This is a genomic window from Winogradskyella sp. UBA3174, from assembly GCF_002364335.1.
Lineage (GTDB): Bacteria > Bacteroidota > Bacteroidia > Flavobacteriales > Flavobacteriaceae > Winogradskyella.
The window spans coordinates 142,207-157,327 of sequence record NZ_DEXW01000037.1 but is presented as its reverse complement, the minus strand read 5'-3'; the positions used below and the strand labels follow the sequence as shown (position 1 = coordinate 157,327).

The window sequence follows — 15,121 nt, the reverse complement described above, 5'->3', positions numbered from 1 at the left end:
GAGATTCCTGCCTTTGCAGGAAGAACTATGAAGAAAAATATCTACAGCATATTGCGTGGAAAGTTTCTAATCAGCGATGATTCGTTTAAAAATTGGCGCATCATCATTTTTATTTCTTTTCTAGCTGTAATAATGATAGCTAGTTCTCATAGTGCTGATAAAAAAGTTTATGAGATTGCAAAATTAACCAACGATGTAAAGGAACTGCGTTCTGCATTTGTAGATAAAAGAGGTCGGTTAATGCGGCTTAAGAAAGAGTCTTATGTGGAGGCTGAAATGAAGAAAAAGAATATTAGTATTTCTTTAAATCCACCAACAAAAATAATAGTAAAATCAAAAAAGCAGTAAATTTTGGCAACAACAGAAACAAACATATTAAACAGATTGTACTTCGTGGCAGGCTGCATGTTTGTCTTTGCATTGGCTGTTGTTTTTAAGTTATGTACGATTCAGTTTGTTCAGGGTGATGCTTATAGAGCATTGGCAGAGGAGCGTACAATTGAAGATTTTGAGATTGAGCCAAATCGAGGAAATGTCTATTCTGCAGATGGTAGCCTTTTAGCAACTTCTATTCCTAAATATGATATTAGAATTGATGCTATTCAGCCTAAAGCTATTGTATTTGAAAAATATATTGGTGCATTAGCAGATTCACTTTCAGTTTTTAGAGGAAAATCGACATCTTATTATAAGAATATTATTATCAAAGCGCGAAATAATAAGAATAGGTATTTCCTTTTAGCACGAAACATTAGCTATTCAGATTACATAAGACTTAGGAATTTTCCGCTATTAAACCTTGGTGCAATAAAAGGAGGTCTTATTGTCGAGCAAACAACGAGAAGAGAGCATCCTATGGGTGAAATTGCAGCGCGCTCTATAGGTTATGAGCGTTTTGATGAAGATGGTAATGCGACAAGAGCAGGTATTGATGGTGCTTTTGGTGAAAAATATTTGCAAGGTCAAAAAGGAAAACGCTTAAAACAGAAAATTGGTAATGGTCAGTGGAAGCCAATTAAAGACTACAACCAAGTTGAGCCTAAAGATGGTTACGATGTTTACACAACTATAGATGTTAACATTCAAGATATTGCGCATCATTCACTTTTGGGACAATTAGAGGAATACGAAGCTGATCATGGTTGCGTGGTTGTTATGGATGTAAAAACAGGTGAGATTAAAGCGATTTCTAATCTTGGACGAAATAAAAAAGGAAAATATTACGAGCGTCTAAACTATGCTGTAGGTGAAAGCCATGAGCCTGGATCCACTTTTAAGGTAATGACAATGATGGCTGCTTTAGAAGACAAGGTCATCGATACTTCTACAATTATTGATACTAAAAATGGTATAAAATATTTTTATGGAAGAACCATTAGTGATTCTCATCGTGGTGGTTATGGTAAAATTTCTGCTGCACGTGCATTAGAGGTGTCCTCTAATATTGGTTTAGCAACAATTGCAGATGATCACTATTCAAAACAACCGGAGAAATTTTTAAAACATCTAAGAGCTTGGAATTTAGATAAGACTTTGGGTGTATCAATTGTTGGTGAAGGGATACCAGATATTCCTAAGCCAGGTGCTTCAAACTGGAGTAGAAATGCTCTGCCATCAATGGCTTACGGATATAACCTCACGATGACTCCATTGCAAACTTTAGCATTTTATAATGCCATTGCTAATGATGGTGAATTAATTAAGCCACGATTTATAAAGTCAGTTAAGTCTTTTGATAAGGATATAGAAGTTTTTGATAAAGAAGTTTTAGTTGATGAAATATGTTCAGATAACACTTTAGCAAAGATCAGAGATATCTTAAAGAACATTGTGATTCGTGGGACAGGTGAGCGTATGTATTCCAAGACGTTCTCTATGGCTGGTAAAACTGGAACAGCAAGAACAGACTATGCGAATTTTGAAGAATGGAAAAAAGACAGAAAGTATATTTCGTCTTTTGCTGGTTATTTTCCGGCTGATAATCCTAAGTACTCTTGTATTGTGGTTATTCATAAGCCAAGTTCTAAAAAAGGTATTTATGGTGCTGATGTAGCAGGGCCAGTTTTTAAGCGCATTGCTCAAAAAATTTATACAGACACACCAATTATAGACGAGGTTGAGGCCTTAGAATTTAATAGTTCAATAGTTAATGCAGATTTTGAGGGCTATTATAAAAAAGCACAGAACTACAAGAAACTAATGCCAAGCGTTGTCGGTATGCCAGCTATGGATGCGATTGCATTACTAGAGAACTTAGAAGTTAATGTGAAAGTGAAACTCAATGGTAGCGGTACTGTAAAAAAGCAGTCGATAGATAAGCATCAGAAATTACAACCTAATCAAACTATTTTTTTAGACGCATCATGATGGTTTTAAAAGACATATTATATAAGGTTACCATTAATGCTGTGATTGGGAGTACAAGTATTGCTGTTAATGAAATTGAGTTCGATTCTCGTAAAATTGAAAGTAATGATGTTTTTGTTGCTATTTCAGGTACGCTAACAGATGGACATAAGTACATTGAAAAAACTATTAAAAATGGAGCAATTGCAATAGTTTGTGAGACGCTTCCAGAAATTCTCGAAGATGGTATAACCTACATACAGGTTGTGAATTCAAACCAAGCTTTAGCTTACATGGCTGCTAATTATTATGAGCATCCTTCTGAGAACTTAAAATTGGTCGGAGTGACTGGTACTAATGGTAAAACGACGGTTACTAGTTTGTTATATCAATTATTCAAGAAAGCAGGTTATAAAGTTGGCTTATTATCTACAGTTAAGATAATGGTAGATAACGAAACGTATAAAACTACACATACCACGCCAGATTCATTAACGATTAATAAGTACCTCAAATTAATGAATGATGCTGGCGTAGAGTTTTGTTTTATGGAAGCAAGCTCTCATGGTATTCATCAAAGTAGAACGGAAGGCTTAAAGTTTGCTGGAGGAATCTTCACAAACTTATCTCACGACCATTTAGATTACCACGACACTTTTGCGGAATATAGAGATGTGAAAAAAGTATTCTTTGATCAATTGCCAAAAAATGCCTTTGCTTTAACTAATGTAGATGATAAAAATGGCTTGGTAATGTTGCAAAACACAAATGCAAATACACATACTTATGCTCTAAAAAACTATGCTGATTATAGGGCTCAGATTTTAGAAAATGAATTTGGAGGTCTTTTGTTAAAGTTGAATGATAACGAATTATGGACCCGATTAATAGGCAGTTTCAACGCATATAATATCTTGGCTATTTATGGAACGGCTGAGTTGTTAGGGTTAGAAAAAGTTGAAATTTTAAGACTAATAAGTGAGCTCGAAAATGTGTCTGGTCGTTTTGAGTATTTCATTTCTGAAGAACGCATCACAGCAATTGTAGATTATGCACATACACCAGATGCTCTAAAGAATGTTTTAGAAACCATAAATAGTATTAGAACTAAAAATGAAGAACTAATTACCGTTGTTGGTTGTGGTGGCGATAGAGATAAAACAAAACGTCCTAAAATGGCTCATATCGCTTCAGCTTTAAGTACAAAGGTGATTTTCACAAGTGATAATCCACGTAGCGAAATGCCAGAAACCATAATTGAAGATATGGAAAAAGGTGTGGAGCCGCAGAATTTCAAAAAAACATTATCAATAACCGATAGAAAGCAAGCAATTAAGGCTGCTTGCCAAATGGCAGGTCCAAAAGATATTATTCTAATTGCAGGAAAAGGACACGAAACCTACCAAGAAATTAAAGGTGAACGTTTCGATTTTGATGATTATAAAACGGTAAAAGAATTATTAAAACAATTACAAAAGTAGATGTTATATTATTTATTTGAATATTTAGAACAGCAGTTCCAATTTCCTGGAGCTTCACTTTTTGGTTTTTTAACCTTTAGAGCAGCTGTAGCCATTATTTTGTCATTGCTGATTTCTACAATATTTGGAAAACGTATTATTAGATTTTTACAGAAGCAGCAAGTTGGTGAGACTATTCGCGATTTAGGATTAGAAGGACAAGTTGAAAAATCTGGAACACCTACTATGGGTGGGATTATAATAATCCTTGCAACGCTTATTCCGGTTTTATTGTTAGCAAAGCTTGAAAATATTTATATCATTTTACTAATAGTTACAACGCTTTGGATGGGAACTATAGGGTTTATTGATGACTATATCAAAAAATTTAAAAATGATAAAGACGGTTTAAAAGGAAGATTTAAAGTTCTTGGTCAAGTAGGTTTAGGGATTATAGTCGGTGCAACATTATTCTTTCATAATGATGTAACAATAAAAGAAAAATTACCAATACAACAACAAAAAGAACTATTGGCGGAAAATCCAGATTTACCACCATCTAAATTATTTAAAGCTGAGGAAAAGTCTACAAAAACAACTATTCCATTTATGAAAAGTAATGAGTTTGATTATTCAGATTTAATTACTTGGATAAGTCCAAATTTAGAAAAGTATGCTTGGCTTGTTTTTATAATAGTCAGCATTTTTATCATAACAGCAGTTTCAAATGGTGCGAATCTAACAGATGGTATTGATGGTTTAGCAGCAGGAACTTCGGCTATAATTGTATTGACCTTAGGAATATTTGCTTGGGTTTCTAGTAACATTGTTTTTGCAGAATATTTAGATATAATGTACATCCCAAGAGTTGAAGAAATCACAATTTATATCGCTGCATTTGTGGGAGCATTAATTGGATTTTTATGGTATAATGCTTATCCAGCACAAGTTTTTATGGGTGACACAGGTAGTTTAACCATAGGTGGTATTATCGCTGTAATTGCTATTGCAGTAAGAAAAGAGTGGTTAATACCTGTATTATGCGGAATTTTCTTAGCAGAGAATTTATCAGTAATGATGCAAGTCAGCTACTTTAAATACTCAAGAAAAAAGTATGGAGAAGGAAGGCGCATATTTAAAATGTCGCCATTACATCACCACTATCAGAAATCAGGATATCACGAAAGTAAAATTGTAACACGCTTTTGGATTGTTGGCATTTTGTTGGCTATTATTTCTATAGTGACATTGAAGATACGATAATGAAGCGATTAGTGATTCTTGGTGGCGGAGAAAGTGGAGTAGGAACAGCGCTTCTAGCAAAAGCAAAAGGATATCAGGTATTCGTATCAGATAAAGGTGAGATTAAAAAACAGTATAAAGACGTTCTTTTAAATAATGAAATTGAATTTGAAGATAAACAGCATACAGAATCCAAAATTCTAAATGCAGATATCATCATGAAAAGTCCTGGTATTCCAGATAAAGTGGCTTTGGTAAAGCAAATCCGTAAAGTTGGTATTAAAGTAGTTTCAGAAATTGAATTTGCTTCATATTATACAGATGCCACATTAATTGGTATAACTGGGAGCAACGGTAAAACAACCACGGCAACGTTAATACATCATCTATTAAAACAAGTCCTAGATGTTGGTTTAGCAGGAAATATAGGTGACAGTTTTGCAAAGCAAATTCTTGAAAAAAATCACGAGAATTATGTTTTAGAGATTAGTAGTTTTCAGTTAGATGATATTATAGATTTTAAACCAAAGATTGCGATTTTAACCAATATCACACCAGATCATTTAGATCGGTATGATTATAAGTTTGAAAATTACATCGCTTCAAAATTTAGAATTGTAGAAAATCAAACTGCAGAAGATTACTTCATTTATGATGCAGATGATGAAGTGATTTTAGATTGGTTAAAATCAAATTCAATTAAATCCAAAGCATTGCCTTTTTCATTAACCAATGTCGTCGATGAAGGAGCCTATTTAGATAATAATAAGATAATAATAACAATAGATAACAACCAGATAATTATGCCAACAGAAAATATAGCACTAGAAGGAAAGCACAACATTAAAAATGCTATGGCAGCTTCTACTGTAGCGCATTTATTGAGAATTAGAAAGCAAACGATACGCGAAAGTTTAGAGAATTTTCAAGGTGTTGAGCATCGCTTGGAGCATGTGTTGAAGATTAACAAAGTCCAGTATATCAATGATTCTAAAGCAACAAATGTTAATGCAACGTATTTCGCTTTAGAGAGTATGGATGCACCAACGGTTTGGATTGTTGGCGGTGTAGATAAAGGGAATAATTATAATGAGTTATTCCCATTTATAAATGAAAAAGTTAAGGCTATAATATGCCTTGGTGTTGATAATGCAAAACTTTTTGAGGCTTTTGGTAACATGGTAGATGTTATTATTGAAACTCAGTACATGAGTGAAGCTGTAAAGATTGCTTATAAAGTATCAGAAGCTGGAGATAATGTTTTGTTATCACCTGCTTGTGCAAGTTTTGATTTGTTTGAGAATTATGAAGATCGTGGACGTCAATTTAAAAATGCTGTGCGTAATTTATAATAAATGAAGAAGAATTAGGGATTTATCTATAAAAGGTTAAGTATGCAAAACATGTTTACACAAATAAAAGGGGATAGAGCCATTTGGGCTATAGCTACGCTTTTAGCTATTTTTTCCTTTTTACCAGTGTATAGTGCTGCAAGTAATCTTGCTGTTAGTTCAAGTAATACATTTTCTTTTTTTATTAAGCATTTTATGCATTTAGCTCTAGGCTTTGCTATTATGTATGGTATACACCGAGTGCCTTATAAATACTTTAGAGGTTTGTCTATGGTTATGATACCTATTGTATTTGTTTTGTTATTAGTGACAATGCTGCAAGGGACCACAATAGATGGAGCAAATGCAAGTCGATGGATACAGATTCCCATTGTAAACATGTCTTTTCAGACATCGACTTTAGCGTCGTTAGTTTTAATGGTTTACGTTGCAAGGTATCTTTCAAAAGTTAAGGATAAGGCGATATCGTTTAAAGAAACTCTATTACCGCTTTGGGGACCAGTTTTTCTTATTTTGGTGCTTATTTTACCTGCCAATTTCTCCACAACAGCTATTGTGTTTACAATGATAACGATGTTAGCTTTTATTGGTGGGTACCCTATAAAATACCTGTTAGTCATTATTGGGACCGGCTTAGTTTCATTAACTTTCTTTGTTCTTATTGCTAAAGCTTTTCCAGAAGCGATGCCAAATCGTGTTGATACTTGGATGAGTAGAATTGAGAATTTCTCAAATGGAGAAGACACAGAAGCAGATTATCAAATCGAAAAAGCAAAAATCGCAATAGCATCAGGCGGTGTGCAAGGTGTTGGTCCGGGAAAAAGTGTTCAAAAGAACTTTCTACCACAATCTTCATCAGATTTTATTTTCGCAATTATCATTGAAGAATACGGCTTAATAGGTGGTTTATTTCTCTTGGTTTTATATTCGTGGCTCTTGTTTAGAATAGTCATAGTATCGCAAAAGTCAGATACAGTTTTTGGTAAATTATTAGTATTAGGTGTTGGTTTGCCTATTGTATTTCAGGCTTTAATAAATATGGCAGTTGCTGTAGAATTATTTCCTGTAACAGGTCAAACATTACCTTTGATAAGTAGTGGTGGAACATCTATTTGGATGACCTGTTTAGCCATAGGGATTATATTAAGCGTAAGCGCAAAGCGCGAAGAAATAAAAGGTAAGGAAACTTCAGACGAAGTAAGTCCATTAGATATTTTAAGTGAAACAATTTAATGAGTAACTACAAATTCATATTATCAGGTGGAGGAACAGGAGGGCATATTTATCCTGCTGTTGCAATTGCAGACGAATTAAAGTTGCGCTACCCTAATGCTGAATTTTTATTTGTTGGTGCATCAGACCGAATGGAGATGGACAAAGTGCCGCAAGCTGGATATAAGATTGAAGGATTGTGGATTTCTGGTATTCAACGAAAATTAACACTGAGAAATTTAGCGTTTCCGTTTAAGTTAATTATCAGTTTATTACGTTCAAGAAAAATATTAAAATTATTTAAGCCAAATGTTGTCATAGGAACTGGTGGTTTTGCAAGTGGACCATTATTGCAAATGGCCACATCTAAAAGAATTCCTAGTCTCATACAAGAACAGAATTCGTATCCAGGTATTACTAATAAGTTATTGGCAAAGAAGGTGAATACGATTTGTGTGGCTTATGAAGGTTTAGAAAAGTTCTTTCCAAGTGAAAAAATAAAAATAACAGGTAACCCTATCCGAAAAGATTTATTAGAAGTAAAAAGTAAACATATAGAAGGAAAGGATGAGTTTACTTTAATTCATAGTAAACAAACATTACTCGTTTTAGGAGGTAGCTTGGGTGCAAGACGCATAAATCAACTAATTGAAGAGCATTTAGAGCTTTTTGAAGAGCAAGATATCCAAGTATTATGGCAATGTGGTAAACTCTATTACGATCAATATAAGCAGTATAACAAATTAACTAATGTGCAAGTACATGCGTTTTTAAACACTATGGATTTAGCGTATGCAGCAGCAGATGTAATAATATCAAGAGCAGGAGCTATTTCGGTTTCAGAGTTATGTATAGTTGGTAAACCGGTAATTTTCATTCCATCACCCAATGTAGCAGAAGATCATCAGACTAAAAATGCAAAAGCGATAGTAGATAAAAATGCGGCTATTTTAATTAAAGAGAAGGATTTAGAATCTGAATTTAAAAAACAATTTTCAAATTTAATTTCAAACAAAGAAAAACAAAAAGATTTAAGTGAAAACATCGAGGCATTAGCATTGGTAAATGCAACGAATGACATTGTTGATGAGATTGAAAAACTATTAAAAGTTAAATGAATTTAAGCACTATAAATAACGTCTATTTTATCGGTATCGGTGGTATCGGCATGAGTGCATTGGCGCGTTATTTTGTAACAAATGGTAAACAAGTAGCAGGTTATGATAAAACACCAACTACTATCACAAAGTCGCTTGAAGACTTAGGCGTTTTGGTTCATTTTGAAGATAGTATTAATCATATTAATCCTGAATTCTTAAATTCTGAGACAACATTAGTTGTATACACACCGGCAATACCTAAAAATCATTCTGAATTAAATTATTTTATAGACCATAAGTTTAAGGTTTTAAAACGATCAGCAATACTTGGTGAAATTACTAGGCAAACCACATGTCTTGCAGTTGCTGGTACACATGGAAAAACAACTACAACAAGTATTTTAGGACATTTGCTTAATGAGTGTAATGCTCCTGTAACTGCGTTTTTGGGTGGTATAAGTGAAAACTACAATTCTAACTTAATTATTAACGGAACGGAAGTAACAGTTGTAGAAGCAGATGAATTTGATCGTTCATTCTTAACCTTGTCTCCAGATCTAGCATGTATTACATCAATGGATGCAGATCATTTAGATATTTATGGAGACGCTTCAGAATTAATAAAATCATTTAAAGACTTTGCCAAATGTATTAAGCCAAATGGGAAACTATTTGTTAAAAATGGATTGCCTTTAGATGGTGTCACTTATGGTATTGAAGATGATTCAGATTATAGTGCGCAAAGCGTAAAAATAGAAAATGGAAGTTATGTGTTTGATGTAAAAACGCCTAACGGATTATATAAAGATTTCAAATTTAACCTGCCTGGTAGACACAATCTGTCGAATGCAATAATAGCTTTGGCAATGGCTGTAGAATACGGTTGTCCTATCAGTCATCTCGCCAAGGGGTTAGCATCTTATAAAGGTGTAAAACGCAGATTTACCTATCAGATTAAAACAGATGAATTTGTTTTTATAGATGATTATGCACATCATCCTGAAGAAATTAAAGCTGTTCATCAAGCGGTAAGGGAAATGTATCCTAATAAGAAAGTTTTAGCGATTTTTCAGCCACATTTATTTAGTAGAACGCGGGATTTTGTAGACGATTTTGCTGAAAGCCTTTCAAAATTCGATGACTTATTGTTGCTAGATATTTATCCGGCTAGAGAAATGCCTATTGAAGGAGTGACTTCGAAATGGTTAATTGATAAGATTAAAAATTCAAATAAAAAATTAATTCAAAAATCAGAATTAATTGAAGAAATAAAAAAATCTGATGCTCAAGTAGTATTGACTATTGGTGCTGGTGATATTGGAGAGGAAGTTAAATATATAAAAGAAGCTTTGAGTGTTCCGAATTAATTATAACTATATAAAAATCATTGGTTTACTAGCTATCGTTGGTGGATTATTTGCGTTTTCAAATCAAAGAAATAGTTCTAGAAAAGTAGGTGAGCCAACTATAAAATTTTTAGGTGAAAACAAGTTGTTTATTACAGATGCGACTGTTAGTAAATTGTTAATACAAAATCAAGAGACTGTTACAGACCAGCCTAAAGATATTATAGATTTGAATGAATTAGAAATTGCCCTAAATTCTAATCCAATGATAAAGGAAGCAGAGGTGTTTATGTCAGTAAACGGTGAGCTTTCTGTAGAAATTGAACAAAAAAGACCTATTGCAAGAGTAAGTACAAACGCGTCATATTATATAGATGATAGGGGTTCTTTTATGCCTTTGTCGTCTAATTATTCCGCAAGAGTGCCTTTAGTTACTGGAAATATTAAAAAAAATGAACTCGAAACAGTTTTTCAATTTGCTAAAGCTGTAGACGAGGATGCATTTTTAAAAATACATGTCATCGAGATTCGACAGAATGCTGATGGAAGTATAGATTTTAAAGTTCGAAAAAATGATTTTATTGTTCATTTAGGAACATTAAAGAAGTTAGATAAAAAAATAAATAATTTCAAAGCTTTTTATCAAAAGGCAATGAAAGACAAAATATTAGATAGCTATAGCGTAGTGAATCTAAAATTTGATAAACAAGTTATATGCACCAAAAAGTAAACTATGGAAAAACATAACATTTCGGTAGGTTTAGATATAGGAACCACAAAAATTGTGGCCATGATTGGTCGCAAAAACGAGTACGGTAAAGTTGAAATTTTAGGTGTAGGTAAATCTAAAAGTATGGGTGTGCATCGTGGTGTGGTAAATAATATTACCCAAACGATACAATCCATTCAGCAAGCAGTACAAGAAGCTGAAGCGGCAGCTTCAGAAAAAATAGAGGATGTTACTGTTGGTATTGCAGGTCAGCATATTCGTAGTTTACAACATAGCGATTACATTACACGAGTAAACTCTGAAGTGGTAATAGATGAAGAAGATATAGATCGTTTAATAAACCAAGTTCATAAGTTAGTGATGCTTCCTGGTGAAGAAATCATACATGTATTACCGCAGGAGTTTAAGATTGATGGACAAGCCGAAATCAAAGAGCCAATTGGTATGTATGGTGGGAGACTTGAAGCTAATTTTCATGTTGTAGTAGGGCAAGTATCGTCTATAAGGAATATTGGACGTTGTGTTAAGAGTTCTGGTCTACAGCTTGAAGGTATAACACTAGAGCCATTGGCTTCTGCAAATGCAGTCTTGAGTAGAGAAGAGAAGGAAGCTGGAGTTGCATTAATCGATATAGGTGGCGGAACTACCGATTTAGCAGTTTTTAAAGATGGAATCATTCGTCATACTGCTGTAATCCCTTTCGGTGGAAACGTTATAACTGAAGACATAAAAGAAGGCTGTTCTATTATTGAAAAGCAAGCTGAGCTTTTAAAAATGAAATTCGGATCTGCTTGGCCAGGAGAGAATAAGGATAACGAAATTGTATCTATACCAGGATTAAGAGGAAGAGAGCCAAAAGAAATTACATTAAAAAACTTGTCTAAAATAATCCACGCAAGGGTTGTTGAGATTATCGAGCAAGTTTATGTTGAAATAAAAAATTACGGTCACGAAGAGCAAAAGAAAAAACTAATCGCAGGAATTGTTTTAACAGGTGGTGGAAGTCAATTAAAGCATTTAAAGCAATTGGTTGAGTACATAACTGGTATGGATACAAGAATAGGATATCCAAATGAGCATCTAGCAGGTGATAGTGACGAGGATATAGCAAGTCCGTTGTTTGCAACTGCTGTTGGTTTAGTAATGGATGGTTTAAAACGCCAAGACAGAAAGAACGCAGAGGAAGTTGAAGAGTTAATTGCTGAAAATAGTGTTCAAGAAGAACCAGTTACAGAAGTGCCACAAAAAGAACGCAGATCGTTTTTAGATAAGTTAACAGAGCGCGTCAAGGATTTTTTGGATAATGCAGAATAATGACCGAGTAAGGAGAGTTCGCGAGTTGTCTGTGTATTCGATTTATCGGCACCAATAAAAATAGAGAATAAAGTTTAAAATATAGAATCCCGTAATCACAATTAATATGAGTAATAGCAACGAATTTGGAAACATCTCATTTGATTTACCTAAGCATCAATCTAACGTTATTAAAGTTATTGGTGTTGGTGGAGGTGGAAGTAATGCCATCAATCATATGTTTCAACAAGGCATTAAAGGAGTAGATTTTGTAATCTGTAACACAGATTCGCAAGCGCTACATAATAGTGGTGTTCCAAATAAAATTCAATTAGGAGTTGCCTTAACTGAAGGTTTAGGTGCAGGTGCAAACCCAGATGTAGGAGAGGAAGCAGCTATAGAAAGTTTAGAAGATATCCGTAGAATGCTAGATACAAATACTAAAATGGTATTTATAACTGCAGGAATGGGTGGTGGTACAGGTACAGGCGCCGCACCTGTTATTGCTAAAATGGCTAAAGAACTCGATATCTTAACGGTAGGTATTGTTACGATGCCATTTCAGTTTGAAGGTAAAATGCGTAACGAACAAGCGCAACGCGGTATTGAAAAATTACGTTCACATGTAGATTCGTTAGTTGTAATTAATAATAATAAACTTCGTGAGGTATACGGTAACCTTGGCTTTAAAGCAGGTTTCTCTAAAGCGGACGAGGTATTATCAACAGCATCAAGGGGTATAGCAGAAGTAATTACACATCATTACACACAAAATATTGATTTACGTGATGCTAAAACGGTATTAAGTAATAGTGGTACAGCAATTATGGGATCTTCCACTGCCTCAGGACAAACAAGAGCACAAGAAGCGATCATGAAAGCTTTAGATTCACCTTTATTAAATGATAACAAAATCACAGGAGCTAAAAATGTATTGTTGCTAATCGTTTCTGGTTCTCAAGAAATTACTATCGATGAAATAGGTGAGATTAATGATCATATACAAGCAGAAGCAGGTTATGGCGCTAATATTATTATGGGTGTAGGTGAAGACGAGTCCTTGCAAGAATCTATTGCTGTAACAATTATAGCAACAGGATTTGATATAGATCAGCAGAATGAAATTTCTAATACAGAAACTAAAAAAGTCATTCATGCTTTAGGAGAAACTACAGAAATAGAAGTTAGTACACAAGAAAGAGAGCCAGCAATTATAACTCCAGATATCGTCTTAGAAGAAGTGAAGGAAACGCCAATTGTCCGTCATAGTTTAGTCGAAGAGGAAGATGTTATAGAGACACCTGTAAATGTAGAACCTAATTCTGGGATGGATTTAATTCTTACTACAGATGTAATTAAAAACATGAACTTGATTTATGATGAAGTTTTAGATACAAAGCCTCAGATAGAAACGAAGTCAGAAGAGTTTATAATTACACCAATTCAAAATAAAGCTGAAGCTATTGAAGTAGAGCAAGAAGAAGAGCAAATTACACTGACATTTGATTTGCCATTGTCTAATAAGGAGGTAGAAGAAGTTGAAGAGCCAGAAACTAAAGAAGAAAAATTGTTTTTTAGCTTAGACGAAGATGTAAAAGATATAGATGTTGTAGGGCCTGTTGAAATTATTTCTGTAACAGAAGTAAATGAAGAAGGTGAGAAGCGTTATGCGTTAGATGATTTTGAAACTTTCGAATCTTCAATTAACACAAAAACCGAAACTGCAGAAGTAAAAGAAGAAATCGTTTTTGAGAAGAAAATTCTACCAGTTAAAAAGACTGAAGAAATTAGTCAAGAGGAGATTGACCCAATGAATAGCCCAATATCTGAAATGCTTATTGCTAGGGCAGATGAGCGTAGAAGAAAAATGAAAGATTTTAACTATAAATTCAATACCGCAAAGATTGATGAAATAGAAAGAGAGCCTGCTTACAAAAGACAAGGTGTTAATTTAGAAGATGCACAGCATTCTTCTGAAACTAGCGCTTCTAGAATGTCTGTCGGAACAGATGATAACGAAGACATTCAGTTAAGAAGCAACAATTCATTTTTACACGATAACGTAGATTAATAGCAAATTTAAGTTTAGTGTTATTACACCAAAGTCAAAGTCCAAAAAGTATCCCTCAACTTTTTTGGGCTTTTTGTAGCATTCAGTTTTGCGTAATAAAGGTTAATCGATTCTATACTTTTAGTATCTTCGCTTTTCAATCAAACTAATAAAATTATGAGTTTACAAGATGATGTAATGGTTGCTATAAAAACAGCAATGAAAGCGAAAGATCAAACAGCTTTAGCAGCTTTAAGAGCTGTAAAAGCTGAGATTTTATTAGCTCAGACATCTACGGGTTCTAAAGAACAAATCTCAGAAGAAGAGGAAATAAAAATTTTGTCTAAAATGGTAAAGCAGCGCAAGGATAGCGCAGCAATTTTTCTTGAGCAAGACCGTAAAGATTTAGCTTTGCCAGAGATTGATCAAGCAGAAATTATCAGTCAATTTTTACCTGAAGCTTTAAGCGAAGAAGAAATTGAAAAAGTAATTGTTATGACTATAGACCAAATTGGAGCAGAAGGTATGAAGGATATGGGTAAAGTGATGGGTATGGTTTCCAAACAATTGTCAGGACAGGCAGATGGAAAAACTATTTCTATGATTGTTAAGGCGAAATTGTCTTAAATATAAAATAATGAGATTCCTGCGTTTGCAGGAATATTGGCCTCGTAGTTCAACTGGATAGAATATCAGATTTCGGCTCTGAGGGTTGGAGGTTCGAATCCTCTCGAGGTCACCAATAAATAGTGTAAACCAAAAAACGCCAAGTTATCTTGAGCGTTTTTTGGTTTATACTATTTTCAAAGCGGAGCTTTAGAGAATGCCTAACAATCCTTTACAGCTTTGTTTTAGAATAAATGCGTTCAACTCGTTTGAATTTATAAGTTTGGGGTTTTTTATTCGAAAGGAGCAAAACGTTTAAGATAAAATAAAGAAATTCTACCGTCCCTATATAGAACTAATAGAGACTCAACATCAAACTCATTT

The 15,121-nt window shown here is 33.9% G+C and carries 12 protein-coding genes and 1 tRNA gene; all 13 read left to right on the top strand.

What is annotated here, in order from left to right; translation table 11 throughout:
• Positions 1-27: 27 nt before the first annotated feature.
• The 13 genes from B2U95_RS05670 to B2U95_RS05610 all read left to right on the top strand — a co-directional run bounded on the left by B2U95_RS05670 (position 28) and on the right by B2U95_RS05610 (position 14,873).
• Positions 28-348: an FtsL-like putative cell division protein gene (locus tag B2U95_RS05670; RefSeq protein ID WP_296313662.1), complete on the top strand. Its 321-nt coding sequence runs from the start codon at positions 28-30 to the stop codon at positions 346-348.
• Between the two features lie 57 nt (positions 349-405).
• Positions 406-2,367: a penicillin-binding protein gene (locus B2U95_RS05665; protein WP_296313724.1), complete on the top strand. Its 1,962-nt coding sequence runs from the start codon at positions 406-408 to the stop codon at positions 2,365-2,367.
• The gene (locus B2U95_RS05660; RefSeq protein ID WP_296313661.1) at positions 2,364-3,827 is read left to right on the top strand and encodes a UDP-N-acetylmuramoyl-L-alanyl-D-glutamate--2,6-diaminopimelate ligase; all 1,464 of its coding nucleotides are present in this window, start codon (positions 2,364-2,366) and stop codon (positions 3,825-3,827) included. The genes B2U95_RS05665 and B2U95_RS05660 overlap by 4 nt, the downstream gene beginning before the upstream one ends.
• The gene (gene mraY / locus B2U95_RS05655; protein ID WP_296313660.1) at positions 3,828-5,069 is read left to right on the top strand and encodes a phospho-N-acetylmuramoyl-pentapeptide-transferase; all 1,242 of its coding nucleotides are present in this window, start codon (positions 3,828-3,830) and stop codon (positions 5,067-5,069) included.
• Positions 5,069-6,400, top strand: a complete 1,332-nt coding sequence (gene murD, locus B2U95_RS05650; RefSeq protein ID WP_296313659.1) for a UDP-N-acetylmuramoyl-L-alanine--D-glutamate ligase — start codon at positions 5,069-5,071, stop codon at positions 6,398-6,400. The genes mraY and murD overlap by 1 nt, the downstream gene beginning before the upstream one ends.
• 42 nt (positions 6,401-6,442) lie before the next feature.
• On the top strand, positions 6,443-7,633 hold the full coding sequence (locus B2U95_RS05645; RefSeq protein ID WP_296313658.1) for an FtsW/RodA/SpoVE family cell cycle protein: 1,191 nt from the start codon (positions 6,443-6,445) through the stop codon (positions 7,631-7,633).
• Positions 7,633-8,730 carry an undecaprenyldiphospho-muramoylpentapeptide beta-N-acetylglucosaminyltransferase gene (murG, locus tag B2U95_RS05640; protein WP_296313656.1) on the top strand — a complete coding sequence of 366 codons (1,098 nt, stop codon included), beginning with the start codon at positions 7,633-7,635 and terminating at the stop codon, positions 8,728-8,730. Before B2U95_RS05645 ends, murG begins: the two co-directional genes overlap by 1 nt.
• Positions 8,727-10,079, top strand: coding sequence for a UDP-N-acetylmuramate--L-alanine ligase (murC, locus tag B2U95_RS05635; protein WP_296313655.1), 1,353 nt, complete (start codon positions 8,727-8,729; stop codon positions 10,077-10,079). The genes murG and murC overlap by 4 nt, the downstream gene beginning before the upstream one ends.
• On the top strand, positions 10,066-10,788 hold the full coding sequence (locus B2U95_RS05630) for a cell division protein FtsQ/DivIB (protein ID WP_296313654.1): 723 nt from the start codon (positions 10,066-10,068) through the stop codon (positions 10,786-10,788). The genes murC and B2U95_RS05630 overlap by 14 nt, the downstream gene beginning before the upstream one ends.
• A gap of 3 nt (positions 10,789-10,791) precedes the next feature.
• On the top strand, positions 10,792-12,102 hold the full coding sequence (gene ftsA / locus B2U95_RS05625) for a cell division protein FtsA (RefSeq protein ID WP_296313653.1): 1,311 nt from the start codon (positions 10,792-10,794) through the stop codon (positions 12,100-12,102).
• A gap of 106 nt (positions 12,103-12,208) precedes the next feature.
• On the top strand, positions 12,209-14,152 hold the full coding sequence (gene ftsZ, locus B2U95_RS05620; protein WP_296313651.1) for a cell division protein FtsZ: 1,944 nt from the start codon (positions 12,209-12,211) through the stop codon (positions 14,150-14,152).
• A gap of 156 nt (positions 14,153-14,308) precedes the next feature.
• On the top strand, positions 14,309-14,758 hold the full coding sequence (locus tag B2U95_RS05615) for a GatB/YqeY domain-containing protein (protein ID WP_296313649.1): 450 nt from the start codon (positions 14,309-14,311) through the stop codon (positions 14,756-14,758).
• Positions 14,759-14,796: 38 nt separating this feature from the next.
• Positions 14,797-14,873: transfer RNA gene (locus B2U95_RS05610), tRNA-Arg, on the top strand.
• Positions 14,874-15,121: the final 248 nt, after the last annotated feature.

Coding starts and splice junctions, on each gene's coding strand:
- B2U95_RS05670 (WP_296313662.1), top strand. CDS start 28: ATGAAGAAAAATATCTACAGCATATTGCGTGGAAAGTTTCTAATCAGC.
- B2U95_RS05665 (WP_296313724.1), top strand. CDS start 406: ATGTTTGTCTTTGCATTGGCTGTTGTTTTTAAGTTATGTACGATTCAG.
- B2U95_RS05660 (WP_296313661.1), top strand. CDS start 2,364: ATGATGGTTTTAAAAGACATATTATATAAGGTTACCATTAATGCTGTG.
- mraY (WP_296313660.1), top strand. CDS start 3,828: ATGTTATATTATTTATTTGAATATTTAGAACAGCAGTTCCAATTTCCT.
- murD (WP_296313659.1), top strand. CDS start 5,069: ATGAAGCGATTAGTGATTCTTGGTGGCGGAGAAAGTGGAGTAGGAACA.
- B2U95_RS05645 (WP_296313658.1), top strand. CDS start 6,443: ATGCAAAACATGTTTACACAAATAAAAGGGGATAGAGCCATTTGGGCT.
- murG (WP_296313656.1), top strand. CDS start 7,633: ATGAGTAACTACAAATTCATATTATCAGGTGGAGGAACAGGAGGGCAT.
- murC (WP_296313655.1), top strand. CDS start 8,727: ATGAATTTAAGCACTATAAATAACGTCTATTTTATCGGTATCGGTGGT.
- ftsA (WP_296313653.1), top strand. CDS start 10,792: ATGGAAAAACATAACATTTCGGTAGGTTTAGATATAGGAACCACAAAA.
- ftsZ (WP_296313651.1), top strand. CDS start 12,209: ATGAGTAATAGCAACGAATTTGGAAACATCTCATTTGATTTACCTAAG.
- B2U95_RS05615 (WP_296313649.1), top strand. CDS start 14,309: ATGAGTTTACAAGATGATGTAATGGTTGCTATAAAAACAGCAATGAAA.